The sequence below is a fragment of the Rhodonellum psychrophilum GCM71 = DSM 17998 genome (assembly GCF_000381545.1).
Taxonomy (GTDB): domain Bacteria; phylum Bacteroidota; class Bacteroidia; order Cytophagales; family Cyclobacteriaceae; genus Rhodonellum; species Rhodonellum psychrophilum.
This window is the reverse complement of record NZ_KB906691.1, coordinates 71,248-87,906: the sequence shown is the minus strand read 5'-3', so window position 1 is coordinate 87,906 and position 16,659 is coordinate 71,248. Positions and strand designations below refer to the sequence as shown.

Sequence of the window (16,659 nt, the reverse complement as noted above, 5' to 3'; positions counted from 1 at the left end):
TTGAAAAAACAGCCATCTGGTCAAGAGCAAAAGCTAGCTCAAAGTTCGATCTCCATTTTGATGTCACAGCGAAGGTATTTGCCACACTCAGGCACGAGCTCACGGAACCCAAATTTCCTATAGATGTTGAGTGCCGCCTCCAATTTGGAATTGCTGTAAAGCACTACTTTTTTAGCCCCCATCTCCTTGGCTTTTTCCAGAATGGCCTTCACGAGCATTTGCCCTACTTTCTTGCCTTGGGCTTTGGGCCTGACGCCCATCTTGATCATTTCATAAACACCTTCTTCCATTTTGACCAAACCAACTGTTCCGATGATTTCCTTTCCCTCCTTGGCAAAAAGAATGGCTCCGCCCTTGGAGAGGATATGCTTTTCTGGATTTTCGAGTTGCATGACATCAAAGGGTTCAAGTGAAAAATGTTGGATGACCCATTCTTTGTTGATCTGCTCAAAGGCAGGCTGCAATTCGGGAGAATAGGGGATGATTTCAATGGTTTCCATGATCGGTTCTGGATTTTTCAATGAAGATAAACAGGGACTATTGAAATTCCAGCAAAAAATAAAAAGGAGTTTAAAAAATCAAGATACTCCGAAGAGCCATGAGTTTTCGGCAATCAAAAACTTAGGCTCACCTGCTTGCCGATTTGGTCTTTTTTTTCAAGATCAAGGAGTTCGGATTTCCGCCAAAGTCCTCCGGCATAACCGGTCAACTGTCCCGATTTTCCAATTACCCTGTGACAGGGGAGCATGATCAGGATGGGATTGGCGCCTATCGCCGAGCCTACGGCCCTTTCCGCTCCGGGTTTCCCCAATTTGAGCGCTATTTTTTCGTAGGTACTTGTTTCACTAAAGGGGATTTTATTGATCTCCAGCCATACTTTTCGCTGAAAATCCGTCCCGCCCAAGGCGACGGGAATGTCAAATGTTTTCTGTTTGCCTTGGAAATACAAACCGAGTTGTATCCGCACATCCATCAACACACCGTCGAGGAATTTATCCGGAGCGATTTCGTCCGTAAACTGTAAAGAAATGAGATATCCGTCAAAAACTTCCACTTTGACGTTGCCCAAAGGCGTCTCCATCACCGCATAATCTCTCATATTTATCTCTCTTTTTAAGGTTCAGACTCACTTTGATCAATAAATACTCTCACTACAATATAAGGATAACGGAATTAAAGGGATTTTGTCTTTAAAGTAATCAAAATCTTTAGGTAGGCACTGTTAATTTATGATAAAAAAAGAATATTAAAAAGATAAGCTTTACAAGATACTCGAATCTCGACGAAGCCCTACCCTTTTTCATCTTGAGGAGCGACATTCACCACCTAAACCATCATCAGTCTGTACCGCCATACTTCTCTTAGGTCGGAGACTGCCACTTCAAAGGGTTTGTAGAGGGGATTACCCGAACAGAGGAGTAGTTTTTCGTTTTCCCGGATCTGATTGTAGGCGATCTTGAAGGTGACACCGTCCTGTTCGGTGACGATCACGTACTTTTCGCCATCCTTGATGGCCGTCCAATCATCCATGTATTCGCAGACAATCCATGCCCCGTCGGGGATCGGCAACATCGAATCCCCATCCACTTGGAATACCCTGTGTTTTTTGTCCATGGGCAAAAAAGGAAGGGAGAATCTCGGCAAGTCTCCGATGTAATCCGGATCCGCAAAACCGGCGAGATAACTGGCTTTTGCCCTTTGGGAAACCACCTCGATCAGCTCCCTTCCGGTAGCATCCACCGTGGTGGTCAGGATGCGGAGATTGCGGCCACGGAGAAACTGATCCGTTTCCAAAAGCTCCCGAAGCTTAAATTCCGAATATTTCTCCAGCTCTTCCCGCAGCAGCATGTCTACCGACACTCCAAAATAGTCCGCAATGGACAATAAGGTCTCCAATGTGGGGTTGATATTGAGCTCATACCCGGCCAACTTGGACCTGCTGATCCCAATGGAATCTGCCATGGTCGCCTGAGTGACATTTTTCCGTTTTCGGAGGAATTTGATGTTGGAATGAAGAATCATAATCAAATTGAAATTAATGTAACAGTAAATAGATGGAATACTTGGAGCCTAATATTTTTATAGAATTTCGGAGGCTGTTTTGAAATGCATCCAAAACGGCCTCCGACAGGGGAATTGTCTCAATGTATGTCTTCCTTAATTTTATGAAATGACATTTCATTTATTTTAAGGACACCAACCGTCGCGATATCTCTTCTTTCCTTTCCCAAATATAAAAACTTTTGCTTAAATTATAAACATTACAATGTCAATTTAATTGTCAAATAGTCATGGAGGGGAGAAGAAGTATTGTGCATATGGATCTGGATTCGTTTTTTGTGTCGGTGGAGCGCCTGTATGACAGTCGGCTGGATGGGAAACCGATCCTTATCGGTGGATCGGGCGACCGGGGCGTCGTGGCTTCCTGCAGCTACGAGGCGCGTAAATTTGGCGTGCACTCGGCCATGCCCATGCGGACGGCCCGGCAGCTTTGTCCCGAGGCATTGATCATCCGGGGGGATTTTGAGAAGTACAGCCAAAAATCCCACGAAATCACCGAGATCATCCGGGAAGATGTGCCCCTGTTTGAAAAGTCCTCGATCGATGAGTTTTACATCGATTACACCGGCATGGATCGGTTTTTTGGTTGCTTCAAGATGGCACAGGAACTCCGCCAAAGGATCATCAAGGAAAGTGGGCTGCCGATTTCGCTGGGGCTTTCGGAAAACAAAACCGTCTCCAAAGTCGCCACCGGAGAGGCTAAACCCAACAATGCTAGGGAAATTCCCTACGGCTTGGAAAAACCTTTTCTGGCTCCCCTATCCGTCCGCAAGATTCCCATGATCGGGGAAAAAACCTCGCACATCCTGTACAATATGGGGGTCAAAAAAGTGCAGACCCTCCAGGTCATGCCCTCCGAACTGCTCGAAGCCACTTTCGGCAAAAACGGCACCATGATCTGGGAAAAGGCCAATGGCATAGACAACTCACTGGTCACGCCCCACTCCGAGGCCAAATCCATCTCTACGGAGAACACCTTTGAGCAGGACACCATTGATATCAAAATGCTTGAGGCCAATCTCATCGCCATGACCGAGCAGCTGGGCACCAAGCTGCGGCAGAAGCATCAGCTGACCGCCTGCATCAGCATCAAGATCCGATACTCTGATTTTGACACCCATACCGTGCAGCAGCGCATTCCGTACACCTCGGCCGATCATGTGCTGATCCCGATGGTCAAGGCACTATTCAAAAAACTCTACAACCGCCGGATGCTCATCCGGCTGATCGGCGTGCGTTTCAGCAATCTGGTCCATGGCAATTACCAGATCAAACTTTTCGAAGACACCCAAGAACAGATCAACCTCTACCAAGCCCTGGACCGGCTCAACACCAAATACGGCGATAAAACCGTCTGCCGCGCCATCGGCATGTCCGTAGGCAGAAGGCGGTTCAATCCGTTCAATGGGGTGGCGATGTGAAATGGGATATGCGTGCGTTTCGATTCATGTAAACCTGAGATTCGGGTTCAAATGAAAGCCTTGAAAAAATGTCAGGTGAAAATCAGGTTCCGGTATGTCCTAAAGACAAACCGGAACCAAAAAGTGGGTCACGACCACAAATTTTAATGCTCCACCACAAACGATATTTTCGCATTCACCCCAAAAGAAACAATTTCATTGTTGCCAACCTTTGCCGTCATTTCTTTGATGTAGATTGATTTGATGTTTTTGATACTTTTTGAAGCCTCCTTCAAGGCGTTTTTTGTGGCATCATCGAAACCTATCGTTGACGTTGCGATCACTTCAATTACTTTTACAATGCTCATGGCTTTTTGGTTTAGGTTAAATAATTTTTTACAACTCCTTTAAAGTTAGCCTTATTGTATCAAGAATCCATCCTTTAGAAGCTTGATTATTTGGGATTTACACCAACACATCGATTTTTTTTACAATAAAGCCACCCTTCATAAAACCATGCATCGATAGTGCATGTAGGATTTGGATATATCTCCCCTCAGAGGGATCAAATCCGTGTTGTGCAATACCACAACTCTATTCCAATATGAAATCGCCCAATAATCAGTCTTTGTTTGCAATTTTTGACTTCACCATATCGGAAATACCTCTTGCTGTTCAAATAGTCTGATTTTTTTCAGTGATACCCCTATTAGGAAACGGAATGCATATTTCGAATTAAAATGCTGCTTCTCACGGTATCATTTCAGGCAAAGCCCTATTTATAAAAAACCTTATAAAAGACCATCAAACCATCGGGCCAGTATGCGCCAAATAAGGACATGTTCGTTCCTATGGTATTTCTCCTGTTTTTAGCATCCTTCCAATCAAACGCCACCAGCGTAACGTGCCCCAGCCAGTTGAATACAGTAACAATTATTTTCTCAACCCTGCTTTCCTCAAAAAAATGGCTTTCCCTCCACAGCTGTTCAAATTATTCTCTGCAAGCCCTTGCTTTACATCTTTTTTTATGTTTAAATTATAAACAATAAAATGTCCATTTAATAAACAATTTGAACAGCATCTGCTCTCCAGAAATAGAAAAATAAGGTGAAAACATGCTTGCGCAAAACAAAGGAAATATGCTCCGAAAAACCACTTTGCATAAGAGCGGTGATTGATTTCCACTCCTGATAACATCCATGCTTTATAACCAATAAAAGTGGTGGAGCCTTCCTCCTATCTGACCTGATTACCCCATTATCAATACTTACATTCACAAACCATGCTCCTCAACTGTCACTCACACTTCAGCTTCAAATACGGGACGATGTCTGTGGAAACGCTGATCGCTGAAGCGAAGGGCAAGAAACTCGATGCCCTGGCACTGACAGACATCAACTCCACCGCGGGTGTTTTTCCTTTTATCCGGGAAGCGCAAAAAAACGGCATCCATCCCGTCATCGGCATCGACTTCCGCAATGGCATCCGCCAGCAATATATCGGCTTGGCCGGCAATCAGGAAGGATTTTTCGAACTGAACAAGCATCTATCCCAACACCGCATCAAAGGAATCGCCTTTGACCAAAGAGCACCCGCCTTCGGCAACAGCTTTGTCATCTACCCCATGACGGAGAAGCACTTTGCCCTACGGGAAAATGAGTTTATCGGCATCCATCCCAGTCAGATCAAGAAACTGAAATATTCCGCCTGGGCAAATCACAAGGACAAGCTCGTCCTGCTCCAACCCGCGACCTTCACCTCCAAGCTGACCTTCAATGCCCATCGGCTCCTCCGCGCGATCGATGGCAACACACTCCTGAGCAAACTCGACCCTGAAGAACAGGGCGACATCGGCGATATGCTCTACAGCTATGCCGACATGGTGGCCCGCTGCGAGGGTCACAGCTACCTGCTTTACAATGCGCAAAAGCTGCTGGAACGCTGCCAGTTTTCCTTTTACTTCCAAGCCGTCAAAAACCGTCGGGATGTCCGTGGATCGGATTGGGAAGACTACGACTACCTCCGGCAGGAGACTTTCAAGGGCGTGATCAGACGCTACGGAGAACTGGATGACAAAATAGAGGCCCGCATCGAAAAAGAGCTCGAACTCATCCAACAAAAAGGATTTGTCTCCTACTTCCTGATCAATTATGATCTCGTGAACTATGCGTACAGCAAAGGATACTACCATGTCGGCCGGGGCAGCGGCGCCAACAGCATCGTGGCCTATTGCCTGTGCATCACCGATGTGGACCCGATTGAACTGGACCTGTACTTTGAGCGGTTTATCAACCTGTATCGGGAAAATCCGCCGGACTTTGACATCGATTTTTCGTGGAAGGACCGGGATGACGTGATTGACTATATTTTCAAAAAATACAATACTCCCGAGGACGAACACGTCTGTCTGTTGGCCACCCATTCCACTTTCCAGTACAATTCCGTCCTGCGCGAACTCGGCAAAGTCTTCGGCCTGCCCAAGACGGAAATCGAATCCCTGATCTTCCATGCCAACAAACCCGGCTACGCACCCGACCAATACGGCAAACTCATCCTGCGCTACTCTGAGGTACTCAAAGACATGCCCGCCCACCTCAGCATCCATGCAGGCGGCATCTTGATCGCACACAAACCCATCCACTACTACACCGCCACCGAAATGCCGCCCAAAGGCTTTCCCATTTCCCATTTCGACATGCACGTGGCAGAGGACATTGGCCTGCACAAGTTTGACATCCTCAGCCAAAGGGGATTAGGACATATCAAAAGCGCCATCCAGATCATCCAGCAAAACCAAAACATCTCCGTCGACATCCGACAGGTAGCCCAATTCAAAAAAGATCCCAAGATCAAGCAGCATCTTCGGGATGGCCACACCATCGGTGCCTTTTATGTGGAGTCACCCGCCATGCGCATGTTGCTTGCCAAGATGAAGGCAGACGAGTATCTGGAGCTGGTTGCCGCCAGCTCCATCATCCGTCCCGGCGTGGCCCGATCGGGGATGATGCGGGAGTATATTTTGAGACATGTGGACAAGGGAAGAAGAAAAATGGCCCATCCTGTTCTCCATGACATCATGCCGGAAACCTACGGCATTATGGTCTACCAAGAAGATGTGATCAAGGTGGCGCATTATTTTGCAGATCTTTCACTGAGTGAGGCGGATATCCTTCGTCGGGGGATGAGCGGAAAATCCCGCTCCAAAGACGAATTCCAGCGTGTGGAGAAACAGTTTTTTCTCAACTGCCAAAAAAAAGGCCATGACCCCAAGATCACCGATGAAGTCTGGCATCAGATCGAGAGCTTTGCAGGGTATTCATTTGCCAAGGGACACTCGGCCTCCTTTGCGGTGGAAAGCTATCAAAGCCTCTACCTCAAGGCCTACTTTCCGCTGGAATTCATGGTGGGCGTGATCAACAACTTCGGGGGATTTTACCACACCGAATTCTACATCCACGAACTCCGCATGAACGGCGCCGACATCCAGGCCCCCCACGTCAACGAAAGCGATTACCTAACCAACATCAAGGGAGAAACCGTCTATCTGGGATTTGTCCATCTGAAATTTGTGGAGAAAAACAGTGTGGAAAAGCTGCTTCGGGAAAGGCTGGCCAATGGCTTTTTTCTCGGGTTGGCAGACTTCGTGGACCGGGTGGAGATCAGTCTGGAGCAAGTCCTGATCCTGATCCGGATCGGTTGCTTCCGGTTTACCGGCAAGACCAAGCAGGCGCTGCTTTGGGAAGCCCATTTCATCCTGAACAAGCGCCGACCTGTAAGCGGCGGCCAAGGGCTTTTCAAAGAGCCCGGCTTCCGCGAACTTCAAATCCCCACTCTGGAACCGGCCGACATCCGGCAGGAGATTGTGGATCAACTGGAAATCCTGGAGTTCCCGCTGGACTCCCCTTTCCTGCTGCTCAAAAACCAAAGTGTCCCCAGTATCAAAGCCAGGGACATGAAAATGCACCTCGGCAAGCGCGTGCAGGTTATCGGCTATCTCGTCACGATCAAGTACACCCGCACCGTGAAGGGTGACGTAATGAACTTCGGTACCTTTGTCGACCGGGACGGCCACTGGATCGACACGGTCCACTTCCCTCCCGTGGTCAAAAAGCACCCTTTCAAAGGCCGCGGCATCTACCTGATCAAGGGTAAAGTGACCGAAGAATTTGATTTCTACAGCATCGAGGTCACAAGCTGCGAAAGGATGGAATACTGGAATGCCGGGGATTAGATACATGGTTGAAGTCTTCGGACTTGGACCGATTGTGTTCAAATTGGCAAGCAGGCCATATTATTTCTTGTTATATTTAGGTTATGAAAGATTTGGCTATCAATTCTCAGAAAATTGAGAAACTGTGTAAACAACATCATGTAGAAAGGCTTCACCTTTTTGGTTCCGCACTTGGGGATAGTTTTAACCAAGATTCGGACGTGGATTTTTTGGTGAAGTTTGAAGACATGGAGCCTTCCGGGTATTTTGAGAATTTTTTGACCCTCAAAGAAAAACTCAGTGAATTGGTGAATAGGGATATTGACTTAGTGGAAGAACAAACCCTTAAGAACCCCATTCTAATCGCTTCTATAAACAAGAATAAAAAACTGATTTATGGGCAACAGGATCAATAAATGACTTTTTGATATCCTCGTCTCCATTGAAGAAATTCAACAATTTTTAAAATCAACGGAAGTTGAGGACTTTATCGATTACCAAAAGAATAAAATGCTGAAAAGGGCTATCGAAAGAAATCTTGAAATCATCGGCGAGGCGATGAACCGAATAATCAAACGTGATCCAAAATTTATCAATCATCTTCCTGAATCCAAATCTATCATTGGCCTGAGAAACCAAGTCATTCATGCCTACGACAATATTTCTGATGAGAATATTTGGTCGATTTTAATCCGCCATCTGCCAGAGTTGGAAAAAGAAATAAAGGCTTTGATCACAGATTCTTGATTAGGGAAATTTACAGTCTGAAGACTGCGATATGATGATCCAAGTCTGAAGACTTGAACCAGATCTGACTTGGACCCTTCCCTATTCGGTTTCCCCCATAAAATCAAGCATCCATCGGTAAGCCTTGTTCGGGGTGTAGAGAAACTGGGCAATCATCGGGACATGCCTTTTTCTTTTTTGAAGATGGAAATTCGGCTCAGATACGTATTTTTTGTATTCCTCCAAAAAGCTCTCGGTGGATTTTTCTATACTCGGAAGCGTCTTCTCTCCCATCAGGATCAACAGTGGTGGCATTTCCTCATCTAAGTGGTACATTGGTGAAACATCCTTCCAAACCTGGGGGTCATCCGTGAATGCCTTGAGATAAGAAGTCCCGGGAGCATAATCCTTCTGCATCAGAAATCCATACATATCCAATCCTGCGCCATCGATGAGAACAGCACCTTTGATTGGGTTTTTGATACCCAAAGTATCAAAATAATCATCTCTGATAGTAATCAAACTGGCCAAATGCCCGCCGGCAGAATGTCCGGAGACAAAAATCTTTTCTGGATCTCCCCCATACTCACCGATATTTTCCTGAATCCACTGAACCGCCTTCGCGGAAGCCTTGGCCATATCGTGTACTTGGTAATCCGGACTCAATGGATAATCCATCACCACAGCCACCACATCTTTCCTTGCCAATCTGTTGCCGAAAAAATCATAAATATCCTTGTTTCCGGAATTCCAACTCCCTCCATGAATAAACAAAAGGACACTCTTTTCCCCCTTGGCTTTCTTGGGTGCAAAAACGTTTAGCTTTTTTTCGGGAAGGTTGCCGGCAAAACCCTCCTCCATGTACGTGATGTTTTTGGAGCGGGTCACGCCATTGAAGGAGCAGGAGGAACCAATGGCAAGAATTGAAAACAAACTGATAATCGGTAAAAAGGAATTTTTGAACATGTACCCAAGGATTTTAAACACAACCGAAATTCTTAAGAACATGTTCATTTACCGCAACCCCTCATTTTATTCCTCTTGCCTCCATGATTCTAAAAAATAGAATATGCGCCATCTTGCGCGCATGTTCCTTGGCATAGTCTGCCACTTCTCCCTGGAAATGGGAATCCAATGTGGAAAACCACAGCTCCAGCCAATTGCCGAAATGGGCCTGCTGGATCTGGCTATGGGTAGCCTGATCCACTTCCTTGTGGACTTTTACGGGATTGAATTGGCCGGCTCCGGGACCGGATTGGAGCAAGACCATTTCCCAAAAATCCGTCAAATGCTCCAAATGAGCCGGCCAATCCTTTACCACCGAATTGAAAATCGGCCCCAGACTTTCATGCTTTCTGACTTTGTCGTAAAACGTATTCACCAGAAAAGATACTTCTTGTCTGTTCACTATTTCTTTCCTATCCATTATTTTTCTTTCAAAATCGGTTCAAGTATTTCAAGATTCCCATCTATGTCAGCCGGAATCGGCAATCCCAGGATAGTCGCCAACAAGGGATATATATGAATATTTTCAAATGGTGAAATCAACAACCCTTCCTTGACCATCGGCCCACTGGCGAAAAAGATGCCATGCATGTCCTTAAACTCAGGGCTGAATCCATGCTCCCCAAAGACATCTGTTTTGAACATGGCGGACCTGTTTTGATAAGAAACCATGCCTTGGGTCGTGGCCAAATAATACCCTAAATCCGGAAGGATGATCAGATCCCCAAATCGGTTTCTATACTTTTCAATATTCTTATAATATTCCCTGTCCGATACTTTGACCACTTTGAAATGATTTTCAGATTTTTTCAACCGCTGATAAACATCCTCCAATTCCTCGGTATTTTCCAAATGAAGGTGGGCCAAAGCACCGTTGTTGACGACTCTTGCTGCAAAACCGTCGGTGATAGAATCAAGGTTGAGCAAATTCTCTTTGGGAATATTGGTCATCCCATGGTCGGAAACGATGAAAATGTTGATGTCCAGGTCAAAACTCTTCAGCCCTTCAAACAAAGCGCCCAATTCATGGTCCAATTTCTCCAGTCTTCCACCGATTTGTTCGTCATTATCCGGGCCATATCGGTGTCCTACATTATCCATATCAGAAAAATACAGTGAAATCATTCTCGGCCTTTCATCCTCCGGAAACTGTAGCCATTCAAATACCTTGGACACTCGAGTAAGATTGGGGACGCTAGCATCAAAATTGAAATAATAGCTTGGATGGATTCCCTGAACGGGTGCCTCCGACCCTACAAAAAAATAACTTGCGGCTTTCAACCCATTTTGTTCTGCCAATACCCAGATAGGTGTGCCTCCATACCAATACCCATCTTCGACGATATCCCTGCTTCCCATAGAATAGACAAGGTCTTTTTCGGGTTCATAAAAGGAATTGTCTACCAATCCATGGTTTTCGGGTTTCATCCCCGTGGCAATGGTATAGTGGTTGGGGAAAGTCTTGCTGGGAAAAGAGGGAATCAGCGCCTCAGCGGAAGTTCCACTTTGGATAAATTTCGAAAGGTTTTCTGGTTTGAACCTTTCTACGTAATCATGTCTAAAACCATCAAGAGAAATCAGAATCACATATTGTTCTCTATCCTGTGAAAAAGCCTGGGTATGAATGAGAATCGAAAAAATAAATACAGCCAAAATGAATTTCACATAATTCATTGCTTTCGGTTTTAATTTGAACTCAAAAGTAACGAAAGAAAATTTGGTAGCCAATCTGGTTTTATTCCGGGGTGAAAATAATGGTTATCCGAAAGTATCCAAACTGAGAAAATCCTTCGTTCCTTAGTCCCTCACAAAAAACCATGAAGAACCCTTTCTAATATCCCAAAGTTTTTATTCTTCCCAAGCAATTTTTTTTTAAATTTAGTAATATGAAAGATTTTGAGACCAAAGCGCCAGATCATCATAAAACCGAGGAGCCATTTACCGAATATGGTATTTATTCCTATGCAGATTATTTGACTTGGGAGATGGATGAAATGGTGGAAATCATCAAAGGAAAAGTCTTCAAATCGGCTGCAGCTGCCCCAAGAAGAGTTCATCAAAAGATATTCGGGAATGTTTTTACAAAACTGCACAACTTCCTAAACAATAAACCCTGTGAAGCTTATGGTGCGCCATTTGACGTAAGGCTTCCTGGCAAGTCAAAAAAGAATACAGCTATTTTCACCGTAGTCCAACCTGATATCTGTGTGGTTTGCGACAAAACCAAGTTGGATGAATTCGGGTGTATCGGTGCTCCTGATCTGATTGTTGAGATACTTTCTCCGGGAAACAACAAAAAAGAACTCCAAAACAAATATGAAGTGTATGAAGAAAGTGGGGTAAAAGAATATTGGATCATTCATCCAAACGAATTGACACTTTTGATCTATACGCTGCTTGAAGGGAAATATGTACCCTCCAAACTTTTTACAATAGGTGATATTGTGAAATCAATTTGCATCCCGGGATTCGAACTTGACCTGGAGGATATTTTTTCAAATCTGGAATAATAAAATCCCAAGCATTTTACCTGGGATTTTATTATTCTAAAACTTTTTACTCACATTCACACCAAAGGTTCCTGCTGACTCAGGCAATGGAAAGATCCCAATCCCCATATCAAATCCAAAGAATCCACACCCACCACTTTCCTGTCCGAGAAGCATCCACTGAGGATATCCAATGCCTTGTCATCATTGTCATCCCTGAAGGTTGGAACGATCACATATTTATTGGAAACATAGAAATTTGCATAGGAAGCCGGCAATCTCATGTCTTCGAACACGATCGGCGCAGGCATCGGTAGCTCAATGATATTGAGCTGCTTGCCATCTTCCAACCGGAGTTTTTGAAGCAAATCTAGATTTTCTTTCAAGGGCGCATAATTTTCGTCGGAGGCATTCTGCTCCACCACGGTCACCACGGTATCCGCATTGACAAAACGGGTCAAGTCATCGATATGCCCATCGGTATCATCTCCCAAAATGCCGTCTTTCAGCCAGAGTACGTTGCTGACACCGTAATAATCGATGAGATATTGCTCGATCTGCCCTTTGGAAAGGTGGGGGTTTCGGTTGGGGTTAAGCAGACAGGCTTCCGAGGTCAGCACGGTCCCCTTGCCGTTGAATTCCACGGAGCCACCTTCCATGACGATGCCCGGCGTAAAACAGGGAATATTCAGGTATTCTGCAATCTTGATGGGAATCTGGTTGTCCAGGTCATAGGGAGGATATTTTTCACCCCAGGCATTGTAGTTCCATTTGACCAAGGCCTTTTTGCACTCCGCTTCCGGATTGATCAAAAAAGCCGGCCCATGATCCCTGCACCAGGCATCATTGGTAGGGAAAAAATGAAACTGGATATTGCTCAGGTCCGCATTTGCCAACACCAAATGTGCCGTAGCAAATTGTTTCATGGCCTCATTGGCGACGTTGATGTGGACCAATTCTCCCTCAGCGACCAGTTTGATGAATTCTGCATAGGCTGAAAATATCGTATCGATCTTTCCTGGCCAAGAAGCTTCCTTGTGCGGCCAGCTCAGCCATGTACTGGCGTGCGGGCCAAATTCAGCGGGAAATATATAGCCAAGGGAGGCGGGCGTGACCTTTCCCGATTGGGCAAGGCTAAAAATTTCAGAGACGATGGGATTAATCTTCATCGATAAAGCGCTTTAAAATGGGTGAGTAGCTATCAATCCTTCTGTCCCTGAGGAATGGCCAATGGGTTCTGTACCGCTCGGATTTGTCCAAATCGATTTCCTCTACATGGACTTCCTCGGCGATATGGTCCGCTTGGTAAATCACTTTTCCGAAGGCATTGGAAAAAAAAGAACCACCCCAGAACCTCATATTTCCTTCTTCACCGACTCGATTCACCGAAATCACGGGAATACCGTTGGCTACGGAATGCGAACGCTGGATGGTTTGCCAAGCCTGGTATTGTTCTTCATTCGTTTCGGCATCCTGCTCCACGTGCCAGCCGATCGCCGTTGGATAAAACAACATTTCGGCACCCATCAGGGCAGTGATCCTGGCCGCCTCCGGATACCATTGATCCCAACAAATCAAGACACCGATAGTGGCAAACTTGGTTTTGAAAACCTTGTAACCCAAATCACCGGGAGTGAAATAAAACTTCTCATAATAGCCCGGATCATCCGGAATATGCATTTTTCGGTATTTTCCGAGGTAAGTTCCATCCGCATCCAATACGGCGGTGGTGTTGTGGTAAAGTCCACTGGCCCTTTTTTCAAACAGCGAGGCAATGATCACCACACCCAATTCTGCGGCAAGCCCTGATAAAATATCGGTGGATGGGCCGGGAACGCTCTCGGCCAATTTGAAATTTTCGTATTCCTCCACATCGCAAAAATACAGCGATCGAAACAATTCCTGAAGGCAAACAATCTTTGCACCTTTTGCGGCGGCATCTCTGACGCCTGCGATGGTTTTTTGCAAATTGGATGCTGGGTCATTGGAGCAGCTGAGCTGAACAATTCCTACATTTACAGTTCTATTTGACACCTTGAATTCCTTTTTTGATATACAATTTCTTGATTATGGGCAAATATAAGCCCCTTGATTTGGTAAACAAAGATATTTTTCAGCACCATAGCCGGTTTCCAATCTAGATCCCAAATGCGCCACAACTTCCTGTGTTTTGACAAAAAACCCTTTTATCAAACTTGGAATATTGGAAAAAATCGATTGGCTCAGAGATTCTTAGCCATTCCCAAGAGCCAACATTCGCTGCAAATCATTTTTGGGCAAGAAAAACAGGTCTTTTGACCGCTTCTCACGGATCCACCTGCCTTGTTTTCTCCCCAATGAATTCTCTTTATATTTGCAGCAACTCAAATATAATGTATCATGAATAAAACCATCATTGCTTTGGTTGCAGCAGGAGCCACGCTCTACGGCTGCAGCAAAGCGGAAGAAAAAACAGCGGATATGAATCCTTTCTTTGAAGCGTACAATACGCCTTTTGAAGTCCCTCCTTTTGATCTCATCAAAAACGAGCACTTCGTCCCGGCACTCCAAGACGGCATCAAAAAGCAGCAAGAGGAGATTGATGCAATCGTCAACAATCCCGATGCGCCCACCTTTGAAAACACCATCGAGGCGATGGAATATTCCGGGGAATTGCTCAATAAAGTCAACACTGTATTTGGCAACCTGAATGGAGCCAACACCAACGACACGCTTCAGGGAATCGCAAGGGACATGGCGCCCGAACTTTCCAAGCATAGCGACAACATCAACCTCAACGAGAAGCTTTTTGCGAGAGTAAAATCCATCTGGGACAACCAGGAAAGCTTGGGGCTCAATCCAGAACAGGCCAAACTGTTGGAGAAAAAATACAAATCCTTTGTCAGGAACGGCGCAAACCTGAACGAAACCGACAAAGTAAAATTAAGAGAAATCAACAGCAAACTCTCCACCCTTGGCCTTGAGTTTGGTCAGAATATCCTGGCCGAAACCAATGCCTACAAATTATGGATCGATCAGGAATCTGATTTGGCTGGACTACCTGCGGGCTTGATCGAAGGTGCTGCCGGCGATGCCAAAGCAGCAGGGGAAGAAGGCAAGTGGCTTTTCACGCTTCAGAACCCAAGTGTAATGCCCTTTTTGCAATATGCCGACAACCGTGAACTCCGGAAACAAATCTGGGAGGCTTACAAAAACCGTGGAGACCAAGGCAACGACAAGGACAACAAAAAGAACGCCATCGATATTGCCAATTTGAGGATGGAAAAAGCCCAACTCTTGGGTTACAAATCCCATGCAGACTATGTCTTGGAAGAAACCATGGCCAAGAATGCGGAGAATGTCTATAAACTATTGAACCAACTCTGGACGCCGGCTTTGGCCAAGGCCAAGGATGAAGCGGCGGACATGCAGAAAATGATCACTGCCTCAGGTGGGGATTTTCAACTGGAACCTTATGACTGGAGATATTATGAAGAGAAAATCCGTCAGGAGCGTTTTGAATTGGACGAGCAAGAGGTGAAGCCTTATTTCAGCTTGGACAAAGTTCAGGAAGGTGTCTTTATGGTCACCAACAAACTTTTCGGACTGCAATTTGAAGAGATCAAAAATATCCCCGTGTATCATCCCGATGCGAAGGCTTATGAAGTAAAAGAGGCCGACGGATCACATGTAGGCGTATTGTATATGGATTTCCACCCTAGGGCTTCCAAAAGAGGTGGCGCATGGATGACTTCCTACCGACCACAGCAAACCCTGAACGGCGAGCGAAAAGCACCCGTGATTTCCATCGTTTGCAATTTCACCAAGCCTACGGGCAATGCTCCGGCCTTGTTGACCTTCGACGAGGTGACCACCTTCTTCCATGAATTTGGACATGCCTTGCACGGATTGCTTTCCAATGTGCAGTACAGAAGCCTTGCAGGCACTTCAGTGCCAAGGGATTTTGTGGAGCTTCCTTCACAAATCATGGAAAATTGGGCAACTGACCCAGCTGTATTGAAACAATATGCAGTGCATTATAGCACAGGAGAAGTGATTCCAGATGCGTTGATCGAGAAGCTGAGCAAAAGCGGGACATTTGGTCAAGGTTTTGGAACCACGGAATATTTGGCTGCTTCCCTTTTGGATTTGGATTACCATACCCAGGAAACGGCCATCACGGCCAATGCTGGAGATTTTGAGACTGCATCCATGGAAAAGATCGGCTTGACTGACAATATCATTCCAAGATACAGAAGCACCTACTTCAATCACATCTTCTCAGGAGGCTATTCCGCAGGTTATTACAGTTATATCTGGTCAGGTGTATTGGATACGGATGCTTTCCAAGCCTTTAAGGAAACGGAATTGTTCAACCAAGAAAAAGCCCAGGCTTTCAGAAAAGAAATCCTGGAAAGAGGTGGAACGGATGATCCGATGAAAATGTATGTGAAGTTCAGAGGCGCTGAACCCAAGATCGATGCCCTTTTGAAAAAAAGAGGATTGGATCAGGTCAGTGTTGAAAGAACGAATTAAGTTATTTCAAAGCGCTTAAAAAAAACCCAGACTGGATTTCAGTCTGGGTTTTTTTTGTGACTTTATGGTTTAACCCGTGTTTTCGGGTTTTAATCCGTATTCTTTCAGCTTTAACTAATGGTCTGTGAGGACACAGACCATGGCAATAGAGTTTCAGCCCGTTTTTCCGGGTTTCAGCGAGTATTCTATCAGATATTAACACCTGTCCATTCGCGATGCTACTTCGGGCTGAAAATGGTCAAAACCAATCCTA

The 16,659-nt window shown here is 45.4% G+C and carries 15 protein-coding genes; 6 read left to right on the top strand and 9 right to left on the bottom strand.

What is annotated here, in order from left to right:
• Nucleotides 1-38: 38 nt before the first annotated feature.
• The 3 genes from F824_RS0121375 to F824_RS0121365 all read right to left on the bottom strand — a co-directional run bounded on the left by F824_RS0121375 (nucleotide 39) and on the right by F824_RS0121365 (nucleotide 2,022).
• Complete coding sequence (locus tag F824_RS0121375) at nucleotides 39-500, bottom strand: GNAT family N-acetyltransferase (protein WP_026333848.1); 462 nt, start codon at nucleotides 498-500, stop codon at nucleotides 39-41.
• A 113-nt stretch (nucleotides 501-613) separates the two neighbouring features.
• Entirely contained in the window at nucleotides 614-1,099 is a 486-nt protein-coding gene (locus tag F824_RS0121370) for a methylated-DNA--[protein]-cysteine S-methyltransferase (RefSeq protein ID WP_019599984.1), read from the bottom strand.
• 227 nt (nucleotides 1,100-1,326) lie between these two features.
• Nucleotides 1,327-2,022: an XRE family transcriptional regulator gene (locus F824_RS0121365; RefSeq protein WP_019599983.1), complete on the bottom strand. Its 696-nt coding sequence runs from the start codon at nucleotides 2,020-2,022 to the stop codon at nucleotides 1,327-1,329.
• A 269-nt stretch (nucleotides 2,023-2,291) separates the two neighbouring features.
• On the opposite strand from F824_RS0121365, the gene dinB reads away from it, so the two are divergent.
• A complete protein-coding gene (dinB, locus tag F824_RS0121360) occupies nucleotides 2,292-3,482 on the top strand; it encodes a DNA polymerase IV (RefSeq protein WP_019599982.1) in 1,191 nt (396 codons plus the stop codon).
• Nucleotides 3,483-3,625: 143 nt separating this feature from the next.
• Here dinB and F824_RS0121350 read toward each other — a convergent pair whose 3' ends face one another.
• On the bottom strand, nucleotides 3,626-3,829 hold the full coding sequence (locus tag F824_RS0121350; RefSeq protein ID WP_019599980.1) for a dodecin family protein: 204 nt from the start codon (nucleotides 3,827-3,829) through the stop codon (nucleotides 3,626-3,628).
• Nucleotides 3,830-4,743: 914 nt separating this feature from the next.
• Here F824_RS0121350 and F824_RS0121340 point away from each other — a divergent pair.
• From F824_RS0121340 to F824_RS0121330, 3 genes are all read left to right on the top strand, one after another.
• Nucleotides 4,744-7,692, top strand: a complete 2,949-nt coding sequence (locus tag F824_RS0121340) for a DNA polymerase III subunit alpha (protein ID WP_026333847.1) — start codon at nucleotides 4,744-4,746, stop codon at nucleotides 7,690-7,692.
• A gap of 83 nt (nucleotides 7,693-7,775) precedes the next feature.
• Nucleotides 7,776-8,087: a nucleotidyltransferase family protein gene (locus F824_RS0121335; protein ID WP_019599977.1), complete on the top strand. Its 312-nt coding sequence runs from the start codon at nucleotides 7,776-7,778 to the stop codon at nucleotides 8,085-8,087.
• 13 nt (nucleotides 8,088-8,100) lie between these two features.
• Nucleotides 8,101-8,418, top strand: a complete 318-nt coding sequence (locus F824_RS0121330; protein ID WP_201769076.1) for a HepT-like ribonuclease domain-containing protein — start codon at nucleotides 8,101-8,103, stop codon at nucleotides 8,416-8,418.
• 81 nt (nucleotides 8,419-8,499) lie between these two features.
• On the opposite strand, the gene F824_RS0121325 is transcribed toward F824_RS0121330, so the two are convergent.
• The 3 genes from F824_RS0121325 to F824_RS0121315 form a co-directional block, all read right to left on the bottom strand.
• Complete coding sequence (locus F824_RS0121325) at nucleotides 8,500-9,363, bottom strand: alpha/beta hydrolase (RefSeq protein WP_019599975.1); 864 nt, start codon at nucleotides 9,361-9,363, stop codon at nucleotides 8,500-8,502.
• A 61-nt stretch (nucleotides 9,364-9,424) separates the two neighbouring features.
• Nucleotides 9,425-9,823 carry a group III truncated hemoglobin gene (locus F824_RS0121320; RefSeq protein WP_019599974.1) on the bottom strand — a complete coding sequence of 133 codons (399 nt, stop codon included), beginning with the start codon at nucleotides 9,821-9,823 and terminating at the stop codon, nucleotides 9,425-9,427.
• A complete protein-coding gene (locus F824_RS0121315; RefSeq protein ID WP_033405545.1) occupies nucleotides 9,823-11,076 on the bottom strand; it encodes an alkaline phosphatase family protein in 1,254 nt (417 codons plus the stop codon). The genes F824_RS0121320 and F824_RS0121315 overlap by 1 nt, the downstream gene beginning before the upstream one ends.
• A gap of 212 nt (nucleotides 11,077-11,288) precedes the next feature.
• On the opposite strand from F824_RS0121315, the gene F824_RS0121310 reads away from it, so the two are divergent.
• On the top strand, nucleotides 11,289-11,912 hold the full coding sequence (locus F824_RS0121310) for a Uma2 family endonuclease (RefSeq protein ID WP_019599972.1): 624 nt from the start codon (nucleotides 11,289-11,291) through the stop codon (nucleotides 11,910-11,912).
• 56 nt (nucleotides 11,913-11,968) lie between these two features.
• Here F824_RS0121310 and F824_RS0121305 read toward each other — a convergent pair whose 3' ends face one another.
• Nucleotides 11,969-13,060, bottom strand: a complete 1,092-nt coding sequence (locus F824_RS0121305) for an agmatine deiminase family protein (RefSeq protein ID WP_019599971.1) — start codon at nucleotides 13,058-13,060, stop codon at nucleotides 11,969-11,971.
• The gene (locus tag F824_RS0121300; protein WP_019599970.1) at nucleotides 13,050-13,925 is read right to left on the bottom strand and encodes a carbon-nitrogen hydrolase; all 876 of its coding nucleotides are present in this window, start codon (nucleotides 13,923-13,925) and stop codon (nucleotides 13,050-13,052) included. The genes F824_RS0121305 and F824_RS0121300 overlap by 11 nt, the downstream gene beginning before the upstream one ends.
• A 345-nt stretch (nucleotides 13,926-14,270) precedes the next feature.
• Here F824_RS0121300 and F824_RS0121290 point away from each other — a divergent pair, with 345 nt between their 5' ends.
• Nucleotides 14,271-16,406: a M3 family metallopeptidase gene (locus F824_RS0121290; protein WP_019599968.1), complete on the top strand. Its 2,136-nt coding sequence runs from the start codon at nucleotides 14,271-14,273 to the stop codon at nucleotides 16,404-16,406.
• Nucleotides 16,407-16,659: the final 253 nt, after the last annotated feature.

What these genes read in the sequence shown, in the direction of transcription:
- F824_RS0121375 (WP_026333848.1), bottom strand. Translation starts at nt 500, where the DNA reads ATGGAAACCATTGAAATCATCCCCTATTCTCCCGAATTGCAGCCTGCC.
- F824_RS0121370 (WP_019599984.1), bottom strand. Translation starts at nt 1,099, where the DNA reads ATGAGAGATTATGCGGTGATGGAGACGCCTTTGGGCAACGTCAAAGTG.
- F824_RS0121365 (WP_019599983.1), bottom strand. Translation starts at nt 2,022, where the DNA reads ATGATTCTTCATTCCAACATCAAATTCCTCCGAAAACGGAAAAATGTC.
- dinB (WP_019599982.1), top strand. Translation starts at nt 2,292, where the DNA reads ATGGAGGGGAGAAGAAGTATTGTGCATATGGATCTGGATTCGTTTTTT.
- F824_RS0121350 (WP_019599980.1), bottom strand. Translation starts at nt 3,829, where the DNA reads ATGAGCATTGTAAAAGTAATTGAAGTGATCGCAACGTCAACGATAGGT.
- F824_RS0121340 (WP_026333847.1), top strand. Translation starts at nt 4,744, where the DNA reads ATGCTCCTCAACTGTCACTCACACTTCAGCTTCAAATACGGGACGATG.
- F824_RS0121335 (WP_019599977.1), top strand. Translation starts at nt 7,776, where the DNA reads ATGAAAGATTTGGCTATCAATTCTCAGAAAATTGAGAAACTGTGTAAA.
- F824_RS0121325 (WP_019599975.1), bottom strand. Translation starts at nt 9,363, where the DNA reads ATGTTCAAAAATTCCTTTTTACCGATTATCAGTTTGTTTTCAATTCTT.
- F824_RS0121320 (WP_019599974.1), bottom strand. Translation starts at nt 9,823, where the DNA reads ATGGATAGGAAAGAAATAGTGAACAGACAAGAAGTATCTTTTCTGGTG.
- F824_RS0121315 (WP_033405545.1), bottom strand. Translation starts at nt 11,076, where the DNA reads ATGAATTATGTGAAATTCATTTTGGCTGTATTTATTTTTTCGATTCTC.
- F824_RS0121310 (WP_019599972.1), top strand. Translation starts at nt 11,289, where the DNA reads ATGAAAGATTTTGAGACCAAAGCGCCAGATCATCATAAAACCGAGGAG.
- F824_RS0121305 (WP_019599971.1), bottom strand. Translation starts at nt 13,060, where the DNA reads ATGAAGATTAATCCCATCGTCTCTGAAATTTTTAGCCTTGCCCAATCG.
- F824_RS0121290 (WP_019599968.1), top strand. Translation starts at nt 14,271, where the DNA reads ATGAATAAAACCATCATTGCTTTGGTTGCAGCAGGAGCCACGCTCTAC.